Consider the following 23,275-nt stretch of genomic DNA (forward strand, 5'->3'; position numbering starts at 1 on the left):
CGAGCCTACCGGCGCGCGCGCCGGGGCTCCGCCTAGCATCCATCCATGCGCTCCTTCGACGACCTCGTGGCGGAGGCGGAGGCCGCCGACGTCTCCGGATGGGACTTCTCGTGGCTCGACGGCCGGGCGACCGAGGAGCGGCCCGGGTGGGGCTACCAGCGGCTGCTCGCCGAGCGCCTCGGCACGGTCGGGGCGGCGCTCGACATCCAGACCGGCGGGGGCGAGGTGCTCGCCGGTGCGCTAGATGCCGCGGCGGCCGTGCCGCGCGTGCTCGCCGCGACGGAGTCGTGGCCGCCCAATCTCGCGAAGGCCACGGCCGCCCTCGGCGCACGCGGCGGCGTCGTCGTCGCCGACCCGGATGAGCCGCCGCTGCCGTTCGCGGACGGCGCGTTCGAGCTCGTGACGAGCCGGCATCCGGTGCGCGCGCACTGGGGCGAGATCACGCGGGTGCTCCGCCCGGGCGGCAGCTACCTGGGCCAGCACGTCGGACCGGAGAGCGCGTTCGAGCTGATCGAAGAGTTCCTCGGGCCGCTCGGCGCGGCGGCGCGGCGGGGGCGGCATCCGGATGACGAGGCGGCCGCCGCGAGGGCCGCGGGTCTGGAGGTCGTCGATCTGCGCACCGCCCGGCTGCGGATGGAGTTCCGCGACATCGGCGCGATCGTCTGGATCTTGCGCAAGGTCATCTGGTGGGTGCCGGGTTTCACGGTCGCCGAGCACCTCGGCACCCTCCGCGCCCTCGATGCGCGCATGCGGCACGACGGACCGTTCGTGGCGCACTCCTCCCGGCATCTCATCGAGGCGCGCCGCGGATGACGGGTGGCGGCGGCGCTACCGGCCGTGCCCGGTGGTGAGCAGCACCGTCACGACGATCCCGACGATCACGAGGATCGTCACGACCCCGATGACGACGCCGGCCGGTCGGCCCAGGTTGAGCGTCCAGCCCAGACCGAACCGGCGCGGCACCCAGATCGACGGGTCGTCGCGGTTGACGTAGATGATCCCGCCCTTCCAGTGCGCGTCGTCGTCGGGGGCCGCCGGGCCAGCGGCGCGGGGCGGGGTGCCCGGAGGGGATGCGGCGGACGCGTGGCCGGGGGCGGACGCGCTGGTCCGGCGGACGATGCGTCGGTATCGCACGACCGCGACCGCGAGCACCCCGACGATGAGCAGGATCATCACGATGAGTCCCGTGCGCGTCGCGACCGCCGGCGGAGCGAGCCAGATGAGCACGCTGACGAGCGACAGGCCCACCGCGATGGCGGCGGACAGCTGGGCGAGCAGCGCCGCGAGCACGCCGCGCCGCGCGTCGGCACGTGCGAGGGCGCCCTGGGGCGCATCGCCCGGGGTGGCGCGCAACGCGGTGCGCGGCACGACGACCGCGAGCACGAACAGCAGCGCGGCGACGCCGACCCCCACGATGAGCAGGCCGAACACCGCCCACAGCGTTTTCGGCTCGAAGCGGTCGGGGGCGCCGGCGAGGTCGAAGTGCACGGGATACGGGTCGGCGAGCGACGGATAGACGGCCGCTCCGATCGCGAACGCGGCGACGAAGGCGAGCACCGCGACGATCGCCCAGACCAGGGGCGGGTGATGGTGGGTGGGAGCCGTGACCTCGGCGCTCTGCTGCACCGGGACGCCCTCGTACCAGTCCTGGTCGCGCTTGGCCGCGATGATCGTGCGCCGCGACAGCACCAGCCAGGCGACCGAGAGCGCGAGGAAGAGGAACACCGGCACGAAGATGCCGGCGACCGGCGGCGCGAACAGCAGGGCCGCATCGACGAGCAGGGCGACGATCGCCAGCACGACCTCGCCGATCCGGTAGCGCGTGATCACGCGCCGCACGAGCGGGTCGCCGGTGCGCGAGGGCGGGACCGCGACGCCGAGCGGCACGGTGGCCGGTGTGATCGCCGGCATGGCGATCAGCAGCAGCGCGAGCAGTGCGACCAGGCCCGCCGAGAATGCGGGCGCGAACGTGGATGTCATCGGTCTCCTCCGGAGCGGAAGCGGTGGAGCTCGGTGCTCACCGCGGTGGTCACTTCGTGGTCGGTCATGCCGTGTGCGACGGCTTCGGCGAGCAGGGTGCGCAGCCGGGGAACCCAGCCGTCGCTGAAGGAGGCGGCCGCGGGTCCGGATGCCGCATCCCGCGCCACGATCGAGCCGGAGCGGCGGTTGGTGGTGACGAGCCCCTCCTGGCGCAGCAGGTCGTAGCCCTTGGCGACGGTCGCGAGGTTGATCCCGAACGCTCCGGCCAGCTGGCGCACGGACGCGAGCGAGGTGCCGGCCGGCAGCGATCCGTCGGCGATCGCCTCGACGACCCGATCATGCAGCTGCTGGTACAGCGGCACGTCGGAGCGGGGATCGATGTCGATCTGCATGACGACTCCCTTCTGTGTCACTAGTTATAGAACAGATAGGTCAAAAGCGCCAGCCCGGCAATGACCTCGGAGCCTGATCGGCGCTCGCGCGGGGTGCCTAGCGTGGACGCGGAGGTGCACCATGGGCTTCACGCAGCACTCGTGGCCGACGCTCGCGGTCGCGGTGGCGGCGGCGATCGTGCTCGCACTGCTGGTCGCCGGGATCGTCTCAGTGATCGTCGGCGCGGTCGCGCGCCGCCGGCAGTGGCAGGGCGACCCGATGCGGCATCTGCGGCTGCCGTTCCGGGCCGCGCTCGTGGTGGCGCTCGTGTCGCCCGCCATCGTGGCGACCTGGCCGGCGGGGGTGCATCACGCCGGGAGCCGCGACCACGTCATCCTGATCGTGGCGATCGTCGTGGGTGCCTGGTTCATCGGGGCCGTTCTCGGGTTCGTGATCGGTGTCGCGATGGGGCGCTACCGCGTCGACGTGCCCGACAACCGCGTCGCGCGCCGGGTGCGCACGCAGCTCGCGGTCATCCGGCGGCTCATCTACGTCATCCTGTTCGTGCTGGCGATCGGCGCGGTGCTGCTGACCTTCCCGGGTGTGCAGGCGGTCGGCACGAGCGTGCTCGCCTCGGCGGGCGTGATCTCCGTCGTCGCCGGGCTCGCGGCGCAGTCGACGCTGTCGAACCTGTTCGCCGGGATCCAGCTCGCATTCTCGGGGGCGATCCGCGTCGACGATGTCGTCGTCGTGGAGCAGGAGTGGGGGCGCATCGAGGAGATCACGCTCAGCTACGTCGTCGTGCACGTCTGGGACGACCGGCGGCTCGTGCTGCCGTGCACCTGGTTCACCCAGAACCCGTTCGAGAACTGGACCCGCACCTCGAGCCAGCTGCTCGGCGCGGTCGAATTCGACCTCGACTGGCGCGTGTCGCCGGGGCGCATGCGCGCGGAGCTCGACCGCATCCTGGACGACGCGAGCCTGTGGGATCACCGCGCCAAGGTGCTGCAGGTCACCGACGCGGTCGGCGGATACGTGCACGTGCGGGTGCTCGTGACCGCGCGGGATGCCGCCGCCCTGTTCGACCTGCGCTGCCTCGTGCGCGAGCGGCTCGTCGACTGGCTGCAGCGGGAGACCCCGGAGGCGCTGCCCACGCAGCGCGTGGAGGTCGAGCGCGAGCACGCGACGAGCGCGCGACGTCGCTCGGGCAAGGAGGCGGAGCCGGAGGGGGTGTTCAGCGGGAGCGACGAGGCGGAGCGCCGCGCCCACAACTTCACCGGGACGAACCCCGTGGTGCGCTCCGACGCCGATGAGCCCGACGCCGGGCAATGACCGGATCGGTTCTCAGGACGGATCTCGCGGCGCGCCGGCGTCCCGAGCGGGCGCGCGGCGCGTCCTGCGCTCGAGTCCTGAAAACGACGAGCGGTCGGGCGGGAGCGCGCGTCTAAACCGCGGCGAGGGTGCGCTCGATGACCGAGCGGAAGAAGGTGAGACCGTCGACGCCCGAGCGCATCGCCGAGGGGGTGTCGGGGCCGAAGCCCGGCTCGGTCGCGTGCTCGGGATGCGGCATCAGGCCGACCACGTTGCCGCGCTCGTTGGTGAGGCCCGCGATGTCATCGAGCGAGCCGTTGGGGTTCACGTCGACGTAGCGGAAGGCGACGAGCCCCTCGCCCTCGAGCCGCTTCAGCGTCTCCGCGTCGGCGATGAACCCGCCCTCGCCGTTCTTGAGGGGCACCGTGATCAGGTCGCCCTGCTCGAACCCGTGCGTCCACGCGGTGGTCGCGTTCTCGACCCGCAGGGTCTGGTCGCGGCACACGAACGCGCCCGCCTCGTTGCGGATCAGGCCGCCCGGCAGCAGATGCGCCTCGACGAGGATCTGGAAGCCGTTGCAGATGCCGAGCACCGGCATCCCGGCGTTCGCCGCCGCGACGATCTCGTGCATGATCGGGGCCTGTGCCGCGATCGCGCCGCAGCGCAGGTAGTCGCCGTAACTGAAGCCGCCGGGCAGCACCACGGCATCCACACCCTGCAGGTCGTGGTCGCCGTGCCACAGGGCGACGGCCTCCGCGCCGGCCAGCCGGATCGCGCGCTGCGCGTCGCGGTCGTCGAGCGACCCCGGGAAGGTGACGACGCCGATCCGGGCGGTCATGCCACCGCGTCCTCGGCCGCGTACACGCGCACGACGTTCTCGATGACGGCGTTGCTGAGCAGTTCTTCGGCGAGGTGCTGCGCCTTCGCGAGGACCGCGTCGGTGACCTCGTCGACGTGCAGCTCGAAGCGCTTGCCGATGCGCACGGCCGTGAACTCGCCGTCACCGCGTTTCGCGAGCGCCGTCGCCACGGCCTTGCCGGCCGGGTCGAGCAGCTCCGCCTTGGGCATCACCTCGACCACGATCACCGGCACGCTGTCATTCTACGGTGACGATCAGCGACGCCCGCTCGCGCCCGCGCGCGATGAGCTCGGCGTTGCGCTCGTCGGTGCCGAGTACCCAGGCGCGGGCCTCGTCCGGGGTCTTGCCGAACTCCACGTGCCGTCGGATGAGCCGCTCGAGCCGCACCCCGGGGTCCGCCTCGAGGTAGATCACGCTGTCGAGAAGCGGCGCCACCTGCTCCCAGCCGCCGGCATCATGCAGCAGGTAGTTGCCCTCGACGACGACGGTCCGGATGTCGGGCCCCACCCGCAGCGCGCGGGGCCGGGCCTCCTCCACGGTGCGATCGAACACCGGGAGGGCGGCGCTCCCCCGGCCGTCACGCAGCACCCGGAGCGCGGAGACGAATCCCGCGACGTCGAAGGTGTCGGGGGCGCCCATCCGGTCGCGCCGGCCGAGTCGCACGAGCTCGGCCTGCGGGAGGTGGAATCCGTCCATGCCGACCACGGCCGTCGGCACGCCGTCGCGGCGCAGGTCGGCGGCGAACTGCTCGGCGAACGTCGACTTGCCGACCCCCGGCGCGCCCGCCACGCCGATGAGCGTGCGCACGCGGTCCATGACGACTGGAGAGTAGCGCGAAGATCGAGTCATGCGAATCGTGGTCATCGGAGCGACCGGGCACGTCGGCGGGTACCTGGTGCCGCGCCTGGTGGAGGAGGGGCACGAGGTGGTCGCGGTCACGCGCGGCACCTCGGCGCCGTACCGGCAGGATCCGGCGTGGGAGCAGGTCGAGCGCGTCGTCGCCGACCGCGAGGCCGAGGATGCCGCCGGCACATTCGGCACCCGCATCGCGGAACTCGGGGCCGACGTCGTCGTCGACATGATCTGCTTCACCGAGGACTCCGCGCGGCAGCTCGTCGACGCCCTGCGCGGCCGGGTGCGTCAGCTCGTGCACATCGGCACGATCTGGGTGCACGGTGCGCTCACCGAGGTCCCCGCGATCGAGTCCGACCCCAAGCACCCGTGGGGCGACTACGGCGTGCAGAAGGAGGCCATCGAGCGACTGCTGCTGGCCGAGTCGCGACGCGACGGCGGCCTGCCCGTGGCGATCGTGCATCCCGGCCACATCTCCGGTCCCGGATGGCCGATCATCACCCCGCAGGGCACGATCGACACGGGCGTGTGGCGCGCCCTCGCCTCGGGCGGCGAACTTCTGCTGCCCGAGTTCGGCCTGGCGACCGTGCACCACGTGCACGCCGACGACGTCGCGCAGCTCGTGCTGCGCTGCATCGCGCAGCCGGATGCCGCGAACGGCGAGGCCTTCCACGCCGTCTCGGAGCGCGCGCTCACCCTGCGCGGCTTCGCCGAGGCTGCCGCGGGCTGGTTCCGGCAGAGTGCGCGGCTGCGGTACGTGCCGTTCGAGGAGTTCGTGCAGTCGCTGCCCGAGCAGCACCGCGACGCGGCGTACCAGCACATCGCCCGGAGCCAGGCGATGAGCATCGAGAAGGGGCGCCGGATGCTGGGGTACGCCCCGGCGCACACCTCGCTCGCGGCGGTCGCCGAGGCCGTCGAGTGGCTGCGGGTCGATGGGCGCCTCGGCGAGGGCATTCCGCCGGTGGCCTTCCCGGGCTGACGCGGCGAGCGCGCGGGAACATCCGCGCCGTCGGGCGGGTTGGCCCGTTCATGCAGGTCACCGTCTTCGGCGCCACCGGCTACACCGGTCGCCACCTCCTCGCCGAGTTGCTCGAGCGCGGTCACTCCGTGGTCGCCGTCTCCCGGTCCGCCGCGACCGGCCTCCCCGACGGCGTGCGCGTCGTCGCGGGCGACATCCACGATCCCGCCGTCGTCGACGACGCGACCCCGGGCTCCCAGGCGATCCTCGTCGCGGTCGGTGCGATCGACGAGGGCGGACGGCATCTCGTCGAGGCCGTGCCCGCACTGGTCGGGGCGGCCGCCGCGGAGGGCGCGAGGCTCGGCGTCGTCGGCAACGCCGGATCGCTCTCCCGCGAGGCGGGCGGTCCGCGCGTCTACGACGAGCCCGACTTTCCCGCCGACTGGAAGCCGGGATCGCTCGCGCTGACCGAGGTGCTCGACACCCTGCGCAGCACAGGCGACGGTGTGGACTGGTTCTTCCTCAGTCCCCCGCTCGGCTACGGCTCGTATGCGCCGGGCGAGAAGCGCGGCGTCTACCGCACCGGCGGCGACGAGATCGTGGCGGATGCCGACGGCCGGTCGTTCATCTCGGGGCCGGACTTCGCGACGGCCATGGTCGACGAGCTCGAGCGGCCGGCGCACCGCCGGACGCGCTTCACCGTCGGGTACTGAGCTCGGCCGCGATCCGCTCCGCCATCGCGTCGTAGCCGGACGCATCGGGGTGGAATCCGTCGCGCGCCACGTGACTCCCGTCGAACCCGGGCACGAGTGCGGCGCCGTGCGCCTCGGCGATCCGGGCGGCCCGACGGGTCAGTCCGTTCGCGACGGCGCCGAGCGCCGCGCGCAGCGGCTGCGGCAGCACCGGATAGCGCCCGAACTCGGGCGGCGCGACGATCACCACGCGCTCCGCCCGTGCCGCCACGATGAGCCCCTCGAGTGCCCGAGCGAACGCGCGGCCGGACCGCACCCGCATCGCGTCGTTCCAGCCCACCAGCAGCACGAGGACGTCCGCGGGCGCGGCGGCGTCGGAGCCCACGCCGCGCAGCACCTCCGTCGCCGTCCATCCGCTTCGGCCGGCGATGCTCCAGCGCGCCCCGAGCCGCGCGGCGAGGCGGGCCGGCAGGGCCTCCTCGAGCGTGTCCACGCCCATCCCGACCGCGGTCGAGTCGCCGACGACCAGCACCCGCGGCGCGCCGGCGCCGCCGCGGCGCGCCCCGGGCGGATCCTCCAGCTCGGGCGTGCGCCGGCGAAGGGCTCGCGCCTGGGCGAGCACCACAGGCGCGAGCAGCACGACGAGGGCCCGGGTCACGCGCTCATTCTCGTGCCGTCGCCGTCGCCGTCGCACCCGCGGACGCATCCGCGGACTCGAACGTCCGAGGCTCCTCGCCTCGGGCCGCGGCCTCGGTCTCGCGCACCGCACGGCGACTCGGCAGCACGAACGACAGGGCGACCGCCACCCCCGTGAATCCGGTCGCCCACCAGAACGCGGCGTCGAAGGCCGCCGCGGGGGATCCCGACGAGGCCGCCGTGATCGAGAGGATGACGGCGAGCAGCGCGACGCCGACCGACCCGCCGACCTGCTGCGCGATCCGTGTCACGATGCTGGCGTGCGGCACCTCGGCGCGGTCGAGCCCGACGAAGGCGACGGTCATGATCGGGATGACGACCACCCCGACCCCGAGCCCGCGCACGAACAGCACGGCGCCGAGCCACCAGATCGAGGTGTGGCCGTCGGCGAAGGCGAAGGGGAGGGTCGCGAGGCCCACGAACAGGAAGCCGATCACCGAGGTCCACCGCGCGCCGATGGCGTCGATGAGCCGGGCGGCGACGCTGCGACTCACGAGCGATCCCACGCCCTGGGGGATCAGCAGCAGTCCGGCACCGAGGGCGTCCGTGCCGCGCAGCTCCTGCCAGTACAGCGGCAGCAGCAGCATCGCGCCGTAGAGCGACGCCCCGGACAGGAACAGCAGCGCGGTGCCCGCCCAGGTCGGGCGCGAACGCAGCACCTGGAGGTCGACGAGCGCGGCGGCACGACGCCGCAGCGCCCAGAGCACGAACGCGATGAGCAGGACGGCGCCGCCGACGAGCGGCGCGAGCACGTCGGCGCGGCCGAAGCCGCCGGAGCGCGTGACGTTCGACAGCCCCCACAGCAGAGCCACGAGAGCCGGCGACAGGAGGACCACCCCCACCACGTCGAGCCGGACCCGGCCGCCGCGGCGATCGGCGGGGATGAGGAGCGCGGCGAGCACGATGCCGGCGAGGCAGAGCGGCACATTCACGAGGAAGAGCCAGCGCCAGTCGCCGGCGCCGAGGATGAGGCCGCCGACCACCGGTCCCAGGATCGGCCCGACCGCCGTGGGCAGCGCGACGACCGACATCAGCCGGCCCAGGTCGCGCCCTCCGGCCGCCTGCATGATGATCGTCGTCATGAGCGGCATCATCGCGCCGCCGCCGACGCCCTGCAGCGCCCGGAAGGCGATGAGGCTGGGCGCGTCCCAGGCCAGCGAGCACAGCACGGAACCGAGCAGGAAAACCCCGATCGCGGCGATCCAGAGCCGCTTGCCCCCGATCCGGCTCTGCAGCCAACCGACCACCGGGATCACGACGCCCAGGGCGAGCAGGTAGGCGGTCGAGACCCACTGGATCGTGCCGATGGTCGCGTGCAGGTCGTGCGCGAGCTGATGCAGCGCGACGCTCACGATCGTCGAGTCGAGGATCACCGTGATGCCGCCGACCAGGATCGCGACGGAGGTGCGCACGACCGTCGGGTCGAGCTTGCTGGATGCCATGGGAGCGCCGCCTTAAGGTACGAGAGCGTATCTAACGCTCGACACCGTACGCTTTCGCATTAAGATACGCAAGTGGATCTAAAACCTCCCACCCGCCGCCGCGGCCCCGAGCTCGAAGACGCCCTGCTCGACGCGGCATGGGAGGTGCTCGTGCACGACGGCTACCCCGGGTTCACCTACGAGGCGGTCGCCGCTCGCGCGGGCACCAGCCGGCCCGTGCTGTACCGGCGCTGGCCGCGGCGCGAGGAGATGCTGTTCGCCACGCTTCGCAAATACTGGTGGTCACGGCCCCTCGAGGTGCCCGACACCGGGAGCCTGCGCGACGACGCGCTCGCCTTCCTCCGCGGCGCCAACGAGAGCCGCGCCCAGCTCATGGCCGTGATCAGCGTGCAACTGATGGACTACTTCCGAGACACCGGATCGAGCTTCAGCGAGCTGCGCGAGATCCTGCGGGGTCCCGTGCGACGCGTGAGCGGGCTCCGGATCATGGTGCGCCGGGCCGTGCAGCGCGGCGAGCTGGCGGCCGAGCCGGTCTCCGATCGCGTGGTCGACCTGCCGTTCGACCTCTTCCGGCACGAGATGCTCATGACGATGAAGCCGGCCGCCGATGCCGCGATCGTCGCGATCGTCGACGAGGTCTGGCTGCCGCTGCTTCACGCCCCGGGCGTGAGCTCCTTGGCGAAGCAGCGCGACTCGGGCGAGTCGGCGTAGTGCCCGTAGTTCGGGATCGGGGTGTAGCCCTCGCGGGTGTAGAACCGCATCGCGTCGGGCTGCCGCGTGCCGGTCTCGAGCAGCAGCCGGGTCCAGCCCAGCTCGCGAGCGGCGCCCTCGAGCGCGCGGAGGATCGCCGTCGAGACGCCCGTGCCGCGAGCGGCGGGCGCGACGTACATGCGCTTCACCTCACCGTGCCCCGCGTCGATCGCGCGGAGTGCCCCGCAGCCGAGGGCCTCGCCGTCGCGGCGCGCCACCACGAACAACGCGATGTCGTCGGCGCTCGGCTTCGGGCCCGGTTCGGTGTCGCCGCCGTAGCGGCCCTCGATCTCGACGCGCTGCGCCTCGCGCAGGCGCACGGCATCCGGATCGGCCCACGGCACCGGGACGACCTCGAGGCTCATGCCGCGGTCGCGTCCTCGAGGCGCTCGAGCAGCTCGCGGTAGCGCGCCGCGGTGCGCTCGACGATCTCGGCCGGCAGCTCCGGCGGCGTGCCCGTGCGATCCCAGTGCTCCAGGAGCCAGTCGCGGACGATCTGCTTGTCGAAGCTGTCGAGCCGATGGATGCCGCCGGCGGCATAGGTCGTGGCGTCCCAGTACCGCGAGGAGTCGCTCGTGAGCACCTCGTCGGCGAGCGTGAGCTCGCCGCTCGCCGGATCGCGCCCGAACTCGAACTTGGTGTCGGCCAGGATCAGCCCGTGGCGCCGGGCGATCGCGCTCGCCTCCTCGAACGCCTCGAGCGACGTCGTCCGGATGCTCTCGGACGCCTCCGAGCCGATCAGCTCGACCATCCGCTCGTAGCTGATGTTCTCGTCGTGCTCGCCCTGCGGCGCCTTGCGGGCCGGCGTGAAGATGGGTTCGGGCAGCCGGTCGCCCTCGCCGAGCCCCGCGGGCAGCGGGATGCCGCACACGCTCTGCGTCTGCCGGTACTCGGCCCAGCCCGAGCCGACGAGGTACCCGCGCACGACGGCCTCCACCGGGTACATCTCGAGCTCCTGCACGAGCATCGCGCGCTCCGCGATCCCCGGCGGCAGGTGCTCGCCGAGCGAGGGGTGCGCCGCGGCGAGGTGGTTGCGCATGCCGAGCCGGGCGAACCACCACAGGCTCAGCTGGGTGAGCATCGCACCCTTGCCCGGGATGCCCGGCTCGAGGATGTGGTCGAACGCGCTCACCCGGTCCGAGGCGACGACGAGGAAGCGTCCGGGGACGGCCTCCGAGGTGTACAGGTCGCGCACCTTGCCGGAATAGCGGTGCGTCCAGCCGAGTGCCGTGAGGCGGGAGTCGGTCATCGTGGTGCGGCCCCTCGTGTCGCGGATGGGTTCTGGGCGATGTCGCGGCGGAACTGCCCGCCCTGGAGGTGGATGCGGTCCATCGCCCGGTAGGCGAGGTCGCGTGCTGCCTCGATGCCGTCGCCGGTCGCGACCACCCCGAGCACGCGGCCGCCGGTCGCGACGAAGCCGCCGTCGACCTCGGCGGTGGCGGCGTGGGCGATCGTCACGCCCGGCACCGCGGCCGCATCGTCGAGTCCCGTGATCGGCCGGCCGGTCTCGGCGCCCTCCGGATAGCCCTCGCTCGCGAGCACCACGACGACCGCGGCATCGTCGGAGAACGTCGGGTAGGGCAGCTTGCCGAGCCCACCCGTCGCGGCCGCGAGCAGCAGCTGCGACAGCGGGGTGCGCAGCCGCGGCAGCACGACCTGGGTCTCCGGGTCGCCGAAGCGCACGTTGAACTCGATGACCTTGACGCCCGATGGCGTGATCACCAGCCCGCAGTAGAGCAGCCCGACGAAGGGCGTGCCCGCGGCCTCGAGCGCGCGCACGGTGGGCAGCGCGATCCGGTCGAGCACCTCATCGACGAAGGCGGCCTCCGAGCCCCACTCGTCGGCGAGCCACTGCAGCGGAGAGTACGCGCCCATGCCGCCCGTGTTCGGACCGAGGTCGCCGTCGCGCAGGCGCTTGAAGTCCTGGGCGGGGCTGAGCGGCACGACGTCGTGGCCGTCGGCGAGGAAGAACAGCGAGACCTCGGGGCCGGAGAGATATTCCTCGATGAGAATGTCGCCCTGCTGCAGGTAATGGGCGGCGTGGGCGAGCGCGGCATCCCGGTCGTCGGTGACCAGCACGCCCTTGCCCGCCGCGAGGCCGTCGGCCTTGACGACGTGCGGCGCGCCGAGCCGGTCGAGCGCGGCGGCCACCGCGTCGTGGGTGGATGCCGTGATCGCGCGCCCGGTCGGCACGCCGGCCGCGTCCATGATCCGCTTCGCGAACGCCTTCGATCCCTCGAGCGCGGCGGCGGCCCGGCCCGGCCCGAACGCCGGGATGCCGCGCGCGCGCAGCGCGTCGGCGACGCCCGCCACGAGGGGCGCCTCGGGTCCGATCACGACGAGGTCGACGTCGTTGTCGGCGGCGTAGCCCGCCACGAGCGGGCCGTTGCTGGCGTCGAGCTTGACCGTCTCGACCTGCCGCGCGATCCCCGCGTTGCCCGGGGCGGCGATGATCTCGTGGCCCGCACCCTCGGCCTGCAGAGCGGTGACGATCGCGTGCTCGCGGGCTCCCGAACCCAGCACGAGGATCTTCATCGGATCAGGCTACCCGGGGCTGCACGACGGCCCGACCACGCCGGGTCCCGCCCGCCGCACCCCCATCGATCTGACACGAATGCCCCGTCGCCGGCCACCGGCACCGGGCATTCGCGTCATATGGATGGTGGCCGCGTGATGGGAGGATCGAGCAATGGCGGTGCGGCGCAAGATTTCGCTCGAGGCTGGCCGTGCCGCCGTGCGCGCCGTGCTCGCCGGCTCGCCGCCGGATGCCGCCGAGCTCGCGATGGCCGTGCGATTCCTGCTCGAGGAGCTGGCATCCGGGCACGAGGGACACACGGTCGAGGTGCGCGTGCCGCCCTACGGAGCGGTGCAGGCGATCGCCGGGCCGCGGCACACGCGCGGCACGCCGCCGAATGTGATCGAGACCGATCCGACGACGTGGCTGGCGCTCGCGACCGGGTCGCTCGGCTGGCACGACGCGGTCGCCGCCGCACGGGTGCTGGCATCCGGATCGCGCGCCGATCTGTCCGACGTGCTTCCCCTAGCCTGGGACTCATGAGCGACCCCGCGGCGAGCGACCCGGGCACCGAGACGACGCAGGCGCACATCCGGCGCGCTCCGCGGGTCGCGGTGTTCCTCGTCCTCGGCGCCGTGCTCGGCGCGATCGTCGCCTTCGTGCTGACCGCACTCGGCCACGTGAGCCCGCGCGTCGGCTTCGGAGCGACCTGGGGCTACCTGTGCCTGCTGTGCGTGCCGGCCGGACTGGTGGTCGGCGCCGTGGTCGCGCTGGTGCTCGATCAGGTCTCCCGTCGACGCTCCCGCCTCGTGACGGTCGAGCACGCGAGCGTCGAGGGCGACCCCGATGACCTCGAGCCGGATGAGCGGGTCGAGTAGCCGCGCAGCGGCGTGTCCCGACCCCCGCGCACGATGACCGACGACGGCCCGGAGTACCGCTACTCCTTCACGGTGACCGAGCACTACCGCCGGGAGCTGACCCGCGCCCTCATCGGCGCGGGGTACCGGTCCGCGGGCATCTGGATGGCGATCGCGATCGTGCTGGTCGCGGGCATCGGCAGTTCGCTGCTGCTTGGAAGTGTCATCCCCGTCATCGTGGCCGCCGCGGTCGATGTGGCACTCGTCGTCGCGGTGCCGGTGGCGGCGCACCGCCGGGTCGAGGCGGCAGCGGCGCTCGGCAGCGTCGCCCGCAGCGGGTTCGGTGAGAGCTCGTTCCGCATCGGTCACGACCTGCCCGGCATGCTCGTCGACTACGACCGGGTCGTCGACGTGACGCCGCGCGGCGACCTGGTCTGGCTCCGCATCCGGATGGCCTCCTCGACGCCGCGCGCCGCCTGGCCCCGCGCCCTCTTCCCGGACGCCGAACTCGCCCGCCTCCGGGACGCCACCGCTCACGAATGACCGAAATGTGCAATCGTGCGAGCGGCGGACCCGCACAAATCGGTCATTCGGCAAGCGAGGTCAGCTGAGCTGGTTGCGCTCGACCCAGTCGAGGTACTCGGGGGTGACCGTGCCGGTCACGTAGTCGCCGGTGAAGCAGCTCATCTCGAGGCTCGCGATGTCGGTGCCCTCGAGGATCGCGGCCTCCATGTCGGCGACCTCCTGGTAGACGAGGTGGTCCGCGCCGAGCTCCGTCGCGATCTCGGGGATGCTGCGGCCCGCCGCCACCAGCTCGTGGCGCGTCGGCATGTTGATCCCGTACACGTGCGGGTAGCGCACCGGCGGCGCCGCGGAGGTGAACGTCACCGAGTTGGCCCCCGCCATCCGGGCCATGTCGACGATCTCGCGCGAGGTGGTGCCCCGCACGATCGAGTCGTCGACGATGAGCACGTTCTTGCCCTGGAACTCCGAGCTCATCGCGTTGAGCTTCTGCCGCACGCTGCGCGCCCGCTGCTCCTGCCCGGGCATGATGAACGTCCGGCCCACGTAGCGGTTCTTGTAGAAGCCCTCGCGGTACTCGATGCCGAGCTTGCGCGCGACCTGCATCGCGGCCGGGCGCGACGAGTCGGGGATCGGCATGACCACGTCGATGTCGCCCTTCGGCGCGTACTTCGCGATCGTGTCGGCCAGCCGGTCGCCGAGCCGCAGCCGGGCCTCGTACACCGAGATCCCGTTCATGATCGAGTCGGGCCGCGCCAGGTAGACGTATTCGAACGAGCACGGGATGAGCCGCGGGTCGGCCGCACACTGCCGCGAGAACAGCTCCCCGGCCTGGGTGATGAAGACCGCCTCGCCGGGCGCGAGATCCCGCACGATCTCGTACCCGCCGTGCTCGAGCACGAGCGACTCGCTCGCGACCACCCACTCGGTGCCGACGAGGCCCGCCGAGCGCTTGCCGAGGATCAGCGGCCGGATGCCGAACGGGTCGCGGAACGCGAGCAGCCCGTGCCCCGCGATGAGCGCGATCGCGGCATACGACCCCTCGACGCGCTCGTGCAATGTCGCGATCGCGTCGAACACCTGGTCTGGATCGAGGTCGAGCCCGCGTGCCTGCGCCTGCAGCTCGTTGGCGAGCACGTTGACCAGCAGCTCGGTGTCGGAGCTCGTGTTGAGGTGCCGCCGGTCGATGCGGAACAGCTCGTCGGTGAGCTCGCGCGTGTTGGTGAGGTTGCCGTTGTGCACGAGCACGATGCCGTAGGGCGCGTTCACGTAGAACGGCTGGGCCTCCTGCTCCTTGCCGGCGTCGCCGCGGGTCGCGTAGCGCACGTGGCCGAGTCCCATGGTGCCGAGCAGCGAGCGCATGTCGCGCGTGCGGTAGGCCTCACGCACCTGGCCCTTGGCCTTGTGCAGGTGGATGACGTTGCCCTCGGCCGTCGCGATGCCGGTCGAGTCCTGACCGCGGTGCTGCAGCAACCCCAGCGCGTCGTAGATCTGCTGGTTGACGGGGCTCGCGGAGACGATGCCGACGATGCCGCACATTGCGGTGAGGACTCCGTGTGTCGAGGAAGGACGCACCCGACCGGGTACGGCTCAGTCTCCCACAGCGAGGCGGTCAGTCGCCGAACGCGCGAGTGCGCAGCTCCCGGTCGATACCGCCCCGGATGCCGCGGCCGCGGGCGAGGTCGCGCGCGGCGGCGACGGCGGCGCCGTACGCGATCCACGCGAGCCCGGCGCCCGTCGACACCCGCCGGACCCCGAGCACGATGAGCTCCGCCACCGTGGGACCGCCTGGCAGGGCGAGCACGTTGACCGGGGCGCCCGTCTCCGCCACCACGCGGGCGATCTGCACCGCGTCGGTGAGGCCGGGCGCGTAGAGCACGTCGGCACCGACCTCGCGGTAGGCGACGAGGCGGTCGATGACCTCGTCGAGCTCCTGCGTGCCGTAGAGGGCTCCCTCCGCGCGTGCGGTGACCACGAGGCCGCCGGCCTCGCGGGCCGCCTCGACCGCGGCCGAGACCCGGGCGATGGCGTCGTCGAGCTCGCGCACGGCGCCGGTCGCGGCATCCCAGTCCTCGATCGAGAGGCCGGCCGCGCCCGCGCTCGCGAGCCGCTGGACCGTCTCGGCGATGCCCTCCGGCCCGTCGGCGTAGCAGTCCTCGGAGTCCACCGAGATCGGCAGACTGGTCGCCCCCGCGAGCGTCTCGACGTGCGCGACGAGCTCGTCGAGCGTGACCCGCTGATCCTCGCGGCCGAGGGTGGCGGCGAACCCGGCGCTCGTGGTCGCGAGCGCGACGGCGCCGCCGGCCTCGAGCAGCTTGGCCGAGGCGACATCCCATGCGTTCGGGATCACGAAGGTGCCGTCGGCATGCAATTCGCGCAGACGGGCGATGCGGTCCTCGCTCGGAGTGCTCATGAGCCGACGCTAGCGCGCGGGCCGCGCCGCCTGATCGACGCCACAGCCCGCGCGCATCCTGGGTGTCCCTCGAGAACGCCTACCGCGGGAATCCGGCGGAGACGCCGTGACCCAGCGCGACGCCGGGTGCGGTCCGTGCGACGGCGGAGACGTCGTCGGTCCGGGTGCCCGCCAGGAGACGGACGGTCGCGAAGCCGGCGGTGTGCCGTGCCTCGGCGAGCCGGCGGCGCGCGCCGCGCAGCTCGTGACGGAGCAGGCGCACGGCCTCCTCCGGGTCGGCGGGGACCTCGATCGTGGTGTTGTTCGTCATGCCCAGAGGTCGAAGCCGGCGGACGCGGGAGGACATCCGCGATCCGATGTCCGGTTGCGTCTGTCGGCTCCGACCATGGTGTGACAGCGTTCCGGGAAGGAGACGACGATGCCGACCGACGACACCCTCATCGCGGCGACCGTGCGCGCGGCCGTCCCCCTCGTCGTCGCCGCGCTCGCCCGCCGCTACGGCAACCTCGCCGACAGCGAGGACGCCGTGCAGGAGGCTCTCGCCGAGGCTGCGGTGGCGTGGTCGCGCACCGGCCTTCCCGACGACCCGCGCGCCTGGCTGCTGACGGTCGCCCGCCGCCGCTACATCGACGCCGTCCGCTCGGATGCCGCGCGGCGCGATCGCGAGGAGCGCGACGCCGCCCTCGACCTGCGCGACGAGGGCGCCGCCTCCGCGCGCGACGACTCGCTCGCGCTGTTCGCGCTGTGCTGCCATCCGGCGCTGGAGCCGACGACGCAGGTCGCGCTCACGCTGCGCACGGTGGGCGGCCTCACGACGGCGCAGATCGCGTCCGCCTTCTACGCGACCGAGGCCGCGATGACGCGCCGGCTCTCGCGCGCCAAGCGCACCATCGACGACGCCGGTCGCCGGTTCGGCTCCCTCGACGCCGCGGAGCTCGCGGCACGCGCCGACGCCGTGCGCTCGACGCTCTACCTCATGTTCACCCAGGGCCACGCGCCCTCCGACGGCGAGCTGCCGGTGCACGCCGAGCTGACCGCGGAGGCGATCCGGCTGACCCGGATGCTGCACGACGCCCTCCCGGCCGATACGCAGACCACGGCGCTGCTCGCCCTCCTCCTCCTCACCGACGCCCGCACGCCGGCGCGGACCGACGCCGACGGCTTGCCGGTGCCGCTCGCGCTGCAGGATCGCGGGCTCTGGCGCGACGACCAGCTCGTCGAGGGGCGCGCGCTCGCCGCGGCCGCACTCGCGGACGGCGTGGCGACGCCGATGCACGTGCAGGCGGCGCTCGCGGCGGTGCACGCCGCCGCGAGCACCGCCGCCGACACCGACTGGCCGCAGCTCGTCGGGCTGTACGACGTGCTCGTGCGGCTGCAGCCCGGCCCGGCGTCGTGGCTCGGCCGGGCCGCGGCGATCGGCATGGCCCGCGGTCCGCTGGCCGGGCTCGCCGAGCTCGCCGAGCTGGAGCGCGACGAGCGACTCGCCGGCGGGCACCGGCTGCCGTCCGTGCGGGCGGGCCTGCTCGAGCGCGCGGGGGCGACCGCCGCGGCACGCGCCGCCTATGCACTGGCCGCGTCGCGGGCATCCAACTCGTCCGAGCGCCGCTGGCTGGCGACGCAGGCCGAACGACTCACCGACCCATCCACCGACCGACCCACCCCAGGAGAAGGAGCATCATGACCGACAACCAGTACCTGCTGCTGTACACGACGGCGCCCGACGGCGAGCCGTGGAGTGCCGAGTCCGACGACATCGCCGACTGGCTCGACACGGTCGACCCGACCGGCATCCGGATCTTCGGCGAACGCCTCACGACGCCCTCCGATGCGCGCATGGTCACCAAGCGCGCGGGAGCGGTCGCCGTGAGCGACGGCCCGTTCGCGGAGTACACCGAGTGGTTCGTGGGCTTCGACCTCATCACCGCACCGGATCTCGCCGCGGCGACCGAGATCGGCTCCCGGCACCCCTGCGCGCGCTTCGGTCGCGTGATCGTGCTGCCGCTCATGGAGCCGATCGAGGGGCGCGAGAAGCTCGAGGAGACGATCCGCGCTCGCGAGGATGCTGCCGCGGTCTGACACACGCCGCACCGGCCCCCGACGGAAGGCCGACGGTTCACCCGGACGATCGCCGGGTCGGGAACCCCGACCCGGCGATCCGTCGTCAGTGGGCGACGACCTGCTGGCTCGCCGTGATCGTCGGCACCGCCGCCGTGGGAATGCGGCCCAGCGCGAGCCGGTGCCGGCGGAACAGGAGCGCTGTCAGCACCGCGCCGCCCGCGAACACCCCGGCGCAGACCCAGAACGCGACGGTGTAGCCGTGGATGGCGGCCGCCGCTGTCACGCTGGCCCCCTCCGCGACGTGGGAGGTCGCGTACGCCGTGGTCGCACCGGCGACGAGCGTGTTGAGCAGCGCCGTGCCGACCGAGCCCCCGACCTGCTGACTCGTGTTGGTCATGGCCGAGCCGACGCCGGCGAAACGCGGGTCGAGCCGGAGAGTGGCGCTCTGGAACGACGACGGCATGATCGTGCCCATCGCCGTGCCGAGGATCAGCAGCGCCGGCAGCACGCCGCCGGCGTAGGTGCTGTGCACGTCGAGCCGGGTCAGCAGCAGCATGCCGACCACGCCGAGCGTCATCCCGATCGGCACGAGCACTTTGGCCCCGAAGCGCGGCACGAAAAGGTTGTTCCCGAGCTGGGCGGCGAGCACCAGCATGCCGATCATCGGCAGGAACGCCAGCCCCGTCGACATCGGGCTGAGCTTCAGGTTCGTCTCCAGGTAGTAGGTGACGAACAGGAAGATGCCGAACATGCTGACCCCCGCGAGGAGGATCGCGACGTAGGCGCCCGCGCGGGTGCGGTCGAGCACGATCTGCAGCGGCAGCAGCGGGTGCGCGGCGCGGCGCTGCCACAGCACGAAGGCGATGAGCAGCAGCCCGGATGCCGTGAGCATGCCCCAGGTGAGCGGCGCGCTCCAGCTGTCGGTCTCCGCGTTCGAGAACCCGTAGACCAACGCGAAGAGGCCGGCCGAGACGAGCAGCGTCCCCGGCGCATCAAGCCGCGGCCGCGGGCCGCTGCGCGCGATCGCCGGCACGAGCGCGATCGCGCCGATCACGGCGACGACGGCGATGACGTCGTTGATGTAGAGGTTCCAGCGCCAATCGGCGTACTGGGTGAGATAGCCGCCGAGGAGCAGCCCGATCGCGCCACCGGCTCCGGCGAGCGCACCGAAGACGCCGAACGCACGGGAGCGCTCCCGCGGGATCGTGAAGGTGGTCGCGAGCACCGCGAGAGCCGTCGGGGCGAGCAGCGCGCCGAATGCGCCCTGCAGCGCGCGTGCGGCGATCAGCACGCCGAGGTCCGGAGCGGCGCCGCCGAGGGCCGAGGCGAGGGCGAAGCCGATGAGCCCGATGATGAACGCGCGCTTGCGCCCGATCAGATCGGAGATGCGTCCGCCGAGGAGCAGCAGACTGCCGAACGCGAGCGAGTACGCGGTCACGATCCACTGACGGTCACCGTCGCTGAAGCCGAGATCGCGCTGAGCCACCGGCAGCGCGATGTTCACGACCGTCGAGTCGAGAACCACCATGAGCTGCGCGAGCGCGACGACGGCGAGGGTCCACCAGCGGCGACGCGCGGCGTGGTCCGTGGGGGAGGAGATATCGGGCATGCCGGCGAGCATATACGGAACCGGCTAGTATCGGAAATGACCAGTTCCTGAATTACGCCGAGGGCGTACCATGGCACCGACGAGGAGAGAGGGCACGCCGCGATGACGCAGCACGACGCCCCGCGCCCCGGGCGCAAGCGCGACGCGACGCGCGACTGCGCGATCCTCGACGCCGCGGGCGAGGTGCTGGCCGAGACCGGCTACGACGGCATGACGATCGACATGGTCGCCGCGCGGGCCAAGGCCGGCAAGGCGACGGTGTATCGGCGCTGGGCGTCGAAGAGCGAGCTCGTGATCGACGCGGTCGCCTGCCTCAAGAACTCCTCCCTCGACCTCGACGCGCTGCCCGATACCGGCACTCTTCGTGGCGACATGGTCGCGATGATCGAGCCGCACACCATCGAGGACGCGGAGAGGAAGCTCAAGGTGATGGGCGGCCTCGTCTCGATGCTGTCGACGCACCCCGAGCTCGCCGACGCGGCACGCGAGGCGATCGTCGAGCCGCGCCTGCGCGCCAACCGGTTCCTTTTGCAGCGCGCCATCGACCGCGGGGAGATCCGACCGGACTGCGACGTCGAGACCCTCGCGCTGGTCTCCGCCGCGATGGTCGCGCATCGCACCCTGCTGCTGCGCAAGCCGGTGGACCGCGCGTTCCTGATCTCCGTTCTGGACGGCGTCCTCCTGCCGGCCGTCGGCCTCGCCCCGCATCCCGCGCTGGCCGGCTGACCGCCCATCAGGCGAGCTGCTCGATCACGGGGCGGAGCGCATCCGCGTAGAGCACCGGCTCGGCGCGGACGCTCTCGTCGACCGCGATCGCGCTCTCGCCGATCCACCACAGGCCGGGCTCGGCCAGGGGCAGCACCTCGACCCGCAGGCGGAACGGGTGCGCGTGGCGACCGAGCTCCGCCTCGCGTTCGCGCACGACATCCCCGAGCGTCAGGTCGTGCCGGGCGGCCGCGCGTTCGCCGGCCACCTGATGCGCCACCTGGGCCCACGCCCGCGCGCTGTCGAGGTGCCGGCCGATGAGTGCGCCGAATGCGCCGTCGAGTTCGGGTAGGACGGCGAACCCGGGCCGGTCGGCCTCGACCGTCGAGATCCACCACCGCGCCCACGCCCACCCGATGCGCACGTCCGGGGGATCGACCTCCGGCAGTCCGGTGCCCTCCAGACGGGGCAGGCCGCCGGGATCGACGATTCCCAGCGCGTCGCGCAGATAAAGCACCGTGAGCACCGGCACGCTCGCGTCTTCGGAGGCCGCCCAGGCGTGGGGCGGGATGAACGACACGGCCCCGACGCTAGCCTGAAGGCGTGACCGACAGCTACGCCGAGGCCGGGGTCGACACGGCGGCGGGCGACCGCGCGGTCGAGCTCATGAAGGCGGCGGTCGCCGCCACGCACGGCAGCGAGGTGCTCGGCGGGGTCGGCGGCTTCGCGGGCCTGTTCGACGTCTCGGCGCTCACGGCGTACCGCCGGCCGCTTCTCGCGACGAGCACCGACGGCGTGGGCACCAAGGTGGCGATCGCCCAGGCGCTCGACAAGCACGACACGATCGGCCAGGACCTCGTGGCCATGGTCGTCGACGACATCGTCGTGGTCGGCGCGCGCCCGCTGTTCATGACCGACTACATCGCGTGCGGCAAGGTCGTGCCCGAGCGGATCGCGTCGATCGTCGGCGGCATCGCGCGCGCGTGCGCCGAGACCGGCACCGCGCTCGTCGGCGGCGAGACGGCCGAGCATCCGGGTCTCGTGGATCCCGACGACTACGACGTGGCGGGTGCCGCGGTCGGTGTCGTCGAGGCGGATGCCGTCCTCGGCCCTGAGCGCGTGCAGCACGGCGACGTGGTCGTCGCGATCGCGTCGAGCGGCCTGCACAGCAACGGGTTCTCGCTCGTGCGCAAGATCCTCGCCGACCGCGGCGTCGGCTACGCGGACCGCAGCGACGAGCTCGGCGGCGTCGCCGGCGAGGTGCTGCTCGAGCCGACCCGGCTCTACACGACGCCCCTGCTCGGCGTGATCGACGAGGTGGGCGGCGCGGTGCACGCGCTCTCGCACGTGACCGGCGGCGGCATCGCCGCGAACCTCGCGCGCGTGCTGCCGCGCGGCAGCTGGGTCGAGCTCGACCGCTCCACCTGGGCGCCGCAGCCGGTGTTCCGCGTGCTCGCCGAGTGGGGCGGGCTCGCGCTGGAGGACACCGAAGGCACCTGGAACCTCGGGGTCGGCATGCTCGCGATCGTGGCGCAGGATGCCGCGAGCGCGGTGACGCACCGGCTCACGTCGGCCGGGCTGCCGGCCTGGGTCGCGGGCCGAGTGGAGACGACCGCGCGCGACCTCGGCGGGTTCGTCGCCGGTGCGAAGGGCGTCGAGGGCGGCGCCGTGCGCCTGGTCGGCGCATACCGCGGCTGAGCCCGCCGGAGGATGATAGGACGGTGACCCGCACGCGGCAGGTGGCCGTCGTCCAGCACTCTCCCGCGGTGCTGGATGTCGCGGAGGGGCTGCGCCGCGCGCGACGGCTCGTCGGGCAGGCGGCCGCCGAGGGCGCCCAGCTCGTCGCGTTCCCGGAGGCGTGGCTCGGAGGCTACCCCGCGTGGATGTTCGCGATGGCCGGCTGGGACGACCCCGAGGGGCGCGACTGGTACGCGCGCTTCCTGCAGGAGAGCCTCGTCGTCGGCGACGAGCGGTTCGCCGAGCTGCGGCAGATCGCCGTCGATCACGGGGTCACGCTCGTCACGGGCCTCAACGAGCGCGCGGGCGCCGAGGCCGGAAGCGTCTACAACTCGATCGCCACGATCGGACCCGACGGCGCGCTGCTGAACCTCCACCGCAAGCTCACGCCGACCCACACCGAGCGGATCGCGTGGGCCGCGGGCGACGCGCGCGGGCTCCGTGTGGTCGCGACGCCGGTCGGCAGGGTCGGGGGACTCGTCTGCTGGGAGCACTGGCATCCGCTCGCCCGCCAGGCGCTGCATGCTCAGGAGGAGCAGATCCACGTGGCCGTATGGCCGGATCAGCCGGAGATGCACGTGCTGGCGAGCCGTACCTACGCGTTCGAGGGCCGCTGCTTCGTCGTGTCCGCGGCGACGTACCTGCGCCTCGCCGACGTGCCCGAGGGGCTGCGCGAGGCGTACGACAGGGGTATCGGGCCCCTCGTCGACGACCCGGAGCTATGCCTCGACGGCGGGTCGTCGGTGATCGGGCCCGATGGGACCTTCGTGGTGGAACCGGTGCGCGGCGAGGCGATCATCCACGCGACCATCGATCTCGACGAGCGCGACCGGCGCAGCAGCGACCTCGACGTCACCGGCCACTACGGCCGGAGCGACGTCTTCCGGCTCGAGGTCGACGATCGGCCGCGGGACATCGTCCACCGCCGGAGCGGATCGGCCGACTAG

General features: G+C 72.9%; 28 protein-coding genes. 13 read left to right on the plus strand and 15 right to left on the minus strand.

The window, feature by feature from the left end:
- The first annotated feature begins 45 nt into the window (after nt 1–45).
- Nucleotides 46–813, plus strand: coding sequence for a methyltransferase domain-containing protein (locus tag ABD285_RS04465; protein WP_284254066.1), 768 nt, complete (start codon nt 46–48; stop codon nt 811–813).
- Between the two features lie 15 nt (nt 814–828).
- Here ABD285_RS04465 and ABD285_RS04470 read toward each other — a convergent pair whose 3' ends face one another.
- Both ABD285_RS04470 and ABD285_RS04475 read right to left on the minus strand, forming a co-directional pair.
- Nucleotides 829–1,980: a DUF5808 domain-containing protein gene (locus tag ABD285_RS04470; protein WP_284254067.1), complete on the minus strand. Its 1,152-nt coding sequence runs from the start codon at nt 1,978–1,980 to the stop codon at nt 829–831.
- Complete coding sequence (locus tag ABD285_RS04475) at nt 1,977–2,372, minus strand: GntR family transcriptional regulator (RefSeq protein ID WP_284254068.1); 396 nt, start codon at nt 2,370–2,372, stop codon at nt 1,977–1,979. The genes ABD285_RS04470 and ABD285_RS04475 overlap by 4 nt, the downstream gene beginning before the upstream one ends.
- A gap of 121 nt (nt 2,373–2,493) precedes the next feature.
- Between ABD285_RS04475 and ABD285_RS04480 the strand changes: the two genes are divergently transcribed.
- Nucleotides 2,494–3,684, plus strand: coding sequence for a mechanosensitive ion channel family protein (locus tag ABD285_RS04480; RefSeq protein WP_284254069.1), 1,191 nt, complete (start codon nt 2,494–2,496; stop codon nt 3,682–3,684).
- 112 nt (nt 3,685–3,796) lie between these two features.
- On the opposite strand, the gene purQ is transcribed toward ABD285_RS04480, so the two are convergent.
- The 3 genes from purQ to ABD285_RS04495 are packed head-to-tail and all read right to left on the minus strand — an operon-like array spanning nt 3,797 to nt 5,338.
- On the minus strand, nt 3,797–4,501 hold the full coding sequence (gene purQ / locus ABD285_RS04485) for a phosphoribosylformylglycinamidine synthase subunit PurQ (protein ID WP_284254070.1): 705 nt from the start codon (nt 4,499–4,501) through the stop codon (nt 3,797–3,799).
- Nucleotides 4,498–4,755, minus strand: coding sequence for a phosphoribosylformylglycinamidine synthase subunit PurS (locus ABD285_RS04490; protein ID WP_284254071.1), 258 nt, complete (start codon nt 4,753–4,755; stop codon nt 4,498–4,500). The genes purQ and ABD285_RS04490 overlap by 4 nt, the downstream gene beginning before the upstream one ends.
- Nucleotides 4,756–4,759: 4 nt before the next feature.
- A complete protein-coding gene (locus ABD285_RS04495) occupies nt 4,760–5,338 on the minus strand; it encodes a nucleoside/nucleotide kinase family protein (protein WP_344200674.1) in 579 nt (192 codons plus the stop codon).
- Between the two features lie 31 nt (nt 5,339–5,369).
- Between ABD285_RS04495 and ABD285_RS04500 the strand changes: the two genes are divergently transcribed.
- Together ABD285_RS04500 and ABD285_RS04505 are read left to right on the plus strand one after the other, a co-directional pair.
- Entirely contained in the window at nt 5,370–6,353 is a 984-nt protein-coding gene (locus ABD285_RS04500) for an NAD-dependent epimerase/dehydratase family protein (protein WP_284254073.1), read from the plus strand.
- A gap of 50 nt (nt 6,354–6,403) precedes the next feature.
- On the plus strand, nt 6,404–7,045 hold the full coding sequence (locus ABD285_RS04505; protein WP_284254074.1) for an NAD(P)-dependent oxidoreductase: 642 nt from the start codon (nt 6,404–6,406) through the stop codon (nt 7,043–7,045).
- Here ABD285_RS04505 and ABD285_RS04510 read toward each other — a convergent pair.
- Together ABD285_RS04510 and ABD285_RS04515 are read right to left on the minus strand one after the other, a co-directional pair.
- Nucleotides 7,029–7,682 (minus strand): SGNH/GDSL hydrolase family protein, encoded by a 654-nt coding sequence (locus ABD285_RS04510; RefSeq protein WP_284254075.1) that lies wholly within the window; start codon nt 7,680–7,682, stop codon nt 7,029–7,031. The genes ABD285_RS04505 and ABD285_RS04510 overlap by 17 nt on opposite strands.
- A 4-nt stretch (nt 7,683–7,686) precedes the next feature.
- Entirely contained in the window at nt 7,687–9,162 is a 1,476-nt protein-coding gene (locus tag ABD285_RS04515) for an MDR family MFS transporter (RefSeq protein ID WP_284254076.1), read from the minus strand.
- Between the two features lie 72 nt (nt 9,163–9,234).
- Between ABD285_RS04515 and ABD285_RS04520 the strand changes: the two genes are divergently transcribed.
- Nucleotides 9,235–9,873, plus strand: coding sequence for a TetR/AcrR family transcriptional regulator (locus ABD285_RS04520; protein ID WP_284254077.1), 639 nt, complete (start codon nt 9,235–9,237; stop codon nt 9,871–9,873).
- Here ABD285_RS04520 and ABD285_RS04525 read toward each other — a convergent pair.
- The 3 genes from ABD285_RS04525 to purD are packed head-to-tail and all read right to left on the minus strand — an operon-like array spanning nt 9,816 to nt 12,447.
- Nucleotides 9,816–10,277: a GNAT family N-acetyltransferase gene (locus ABD285_RS04525; protein ID WP_284254078.1), complete on the minus strand. Its 462-nt coding sequence runs from the start codon at nt 10,275–10,277 to the stop codon at nt 9,816–9,818. The genes ABD285_RS04520 and ABD285_RS04525 overlap by 58 nt on opposite strands.
- Complete coding sequence (locus ABD285_RS04530) at nt 10,274–11,161, minus strand: phosphoribosylaminoimidazolesuccinocarboxamide synthase (protein WP_344200680.1); 888 nt, start codon at nt 11,159–11,161, stop codon at nt 10,274–10,276. Before ABD285_RS04530 ends, ABD285_RS04525 begins: the two co-directional genes overlap by 4 nt.
- Entirely contained in the window at nt 11,158–12,447 is a 1,290-nt protein-coding gene (gene purD, locus ABD285_RS04535) for a phosphoribosylamine--glycine ligase (RefSeq protein WP_284254079.1), read from the minus strand. Before purD ends, ABD285_RS04530 begins: the two co-directional genes overlap by 4 nt.
- 154 nt (nt 12,448–12,601) lie before the next feature.
- Between purD and ABD285_RS04540 the strand changes: the two genes are divergently transcribed.
- Genes ABD285_RS04540 through ABD285_RS04550 form a run of 3 tightly spaced genes read left to right on the plus strand, consistent with a single transcriptional unit; the run spans nt 12,602 to nt 13,827 of the window.
- Nucleotides 12,602–12,970, plus strand: a complete 369-nt coding sequence (locus ABD285_RS04540) for a sterol carrier family protein (RefSeq protein ID WP_284254080.1) — start codon at nt 12,602–12,604, stop codon at nt 12,968–12,970.
- Complete coding sequence (locus ABD285_RS04545; protein WP_284254081.1) at nt 12,967–13,305, plus strand: potassium transporter Trk; 339 nt, start codon at nt 12,967–12,969, stop codon at nt 13,303–13,305. The genes ABD285_RS04540 and ABD285_RS04545 overlap by 4 nt, the downstream gene beginning before the upstream one ends.
- 12 nt (nt 13,306–13,317) lie before the next feature.
- Nucleotides 13,318–13,827 (plus strand): hypothetical protein, encoded by a 510-nt coding sequence (locus ABD285_RS04550; protein WP_284254082.1) that lies wholly within the window; start codon nt 13,318–13,320, stop codon nt 13,825–13,827.
- A 60-nt stretch (nt 13,828–13,887) separates the two neighbouring features.
- On the opposite strand, the gene purF is transcribed toward ABD285_RS04550, so the two are convergent.
- The 3 genes from purF to ABD285_RS04565 form a co-directional block, all read right to left on the minus strand.
- Nucleotides 13,888–15,345, minus strand: coding sequence for an amidophosphoribosyltransferase (gene purF / locus ABD285_RS04555; protein WP_284254083.1), 1,458 nt, complete (start codon nt 15,343–15,345; stop codon nt 13,888–13,890).
- 73 nt (nt 15,346–15,418) lie between these two features.
- Nucleotides 15,419–16,219 carry an isocitrate lyase/PEP mutase family protein gene (locus ABD285_RS04560; RefSeq protein ID WP_284254084.1) on the minus strand — a complete coding sequence of 267 codons (801 nt, stop codon included), beginning with the start codon at nt 16,217–16,219 and terminating at the stop codon, nt 15,419–15,421.
- A gap of 79 nt (nt 16,220–16,298) precedes the next feature.
- Nucleotides 16,299–16,529, minus strand: a complete 231-nt coding sequence (locus tag ABD285_RS04565) for a hypothetical protein (protein ID WP_284254085.1) — start codon at nt 16,527–16,529, stop codon at nt 16,299–16,301.
- 108 nt (nt 16,530–16,637) lie between these two features.
- Here ABD285_RS04565 and ABD285_RS04570 point away from each other — a divergent pair, with 108 nt between their 5' ends.
- Both ABD285_RS04570 and ABD285_RS04575 read left to right on the plus strand, forming a co-directional pair.
- The gene (locus ABD285_RS04570; RefSeq protein WP_284254087.1) at nt 16,638–17,900 is read left to right on the plus strand and encodes an RNA polymerase sigma factor; all 1,263 of its coding nucleotides are present in this window, start codon (nt 16,638–16,640) and stop codon (nt 17,898–17,900) included.
- Complete coding sequence (locus tag ABD285_RS04575) at nt 17,897–18,295, plus strand: YciI family protein (protein WP_284254088.1); 399 nt, start codon at nt 17,897–17,899, stop codon at nt 18,293–18,295. The genes ABD285_RS04570 and ABD285_RS04575 overlap by 4 nt, the downstream gene beginning before the upstream one ends.
- A gap of 85 nt (nt 18,296–18,380) precedes the next feature.
- Here ABD285_RS04575 and ABD285_RS04580 read toward each other — a convergent pair whose 3' ends face one another.
- Nucleotides 18,381–19,886: an MFS transporter gene (locus ABD285_RS04580; RefSeq protein WP_344200687.1), complete on the minus strand. Its 1,506-nt coding sequence runs from the start codon at nt 19,884–19,886 to the stop codon at nt 18,381–18,383.
- A 102-nt stretch (nt 19,887–19,988) separates the two neighbouring features.
- Here ABD285_RS04580 and ABD285_RS04585 point away from each other — a divergent pair, with 102 nt between their 5' ends.
- Nucleotides 19,989–20,612, plus strand: coding sequence for a TetR/AcrR family transcriptional regulator (locus tag ABD285_RS04585; RefSeq protein WP_344200690.1), 624 nt, complete (start codon nt 19,989–19,991; stop codon nt 20,610–20,612).
- A 7-nt stretch (nt 20,613–20,619) separates the two neighbouring features.
- Here the strand turns inward: ABD285_RS04585 and ABD285_RS04590 are convergent, their stop codons facing one another.
- Nucleotides 20,620–21,171 (minus strand): hypothetical protein, encoded by a 552-nt coding sequence (locus tag ABD285_RS04590; protein ID WP_284254091.1) that lies wholly within the window; start codon nt 21,169–21,171, stop codon nt 20,620–20,622.
- A 23-nt stretch (nt 21,172–21,194) separates the two neighbouring features.
- Here ABD285_RS04590 and purM point away from each other — a divergent pair, with 23 nt between their 5' ends.
- Together purM and ABD285_RS04600 are read left to right on the plus strand one after the other, a co-directional pair.
- Nucleotides 21,195–22,289, plus strand: a complete 1,095-nt coding sequence (purM, locus tag ABD285_RS04595) for a phosphoribosylformylglycinamidine cyclo-ligase (protein WP_284254092.1) — start codon at nt 21,195–21,197, stop codon at nt 22,287–22,289.
- Between the two features lie 23 nt (nt 22,290–22,312).
- Entirely contained in the window at nt 22,313–23,275 is a 963-nt protein-coding gene (locus tag ABD285_RS04600) for a carbon-nitrogen hydrolase family protein (protein WP_344200694.1), read from the plus strand.

It is taken from the genome of Pseudolysinimonas kribbensis (assembly GCF_039531715.1).
Classification (GTDB): Bacteria; Actinomycetota; Actinomycetes; order Actinomycetales; family Microbacteriaceae; genus Pseudolysinimonas; species Pseudolysinimonas kribbensis.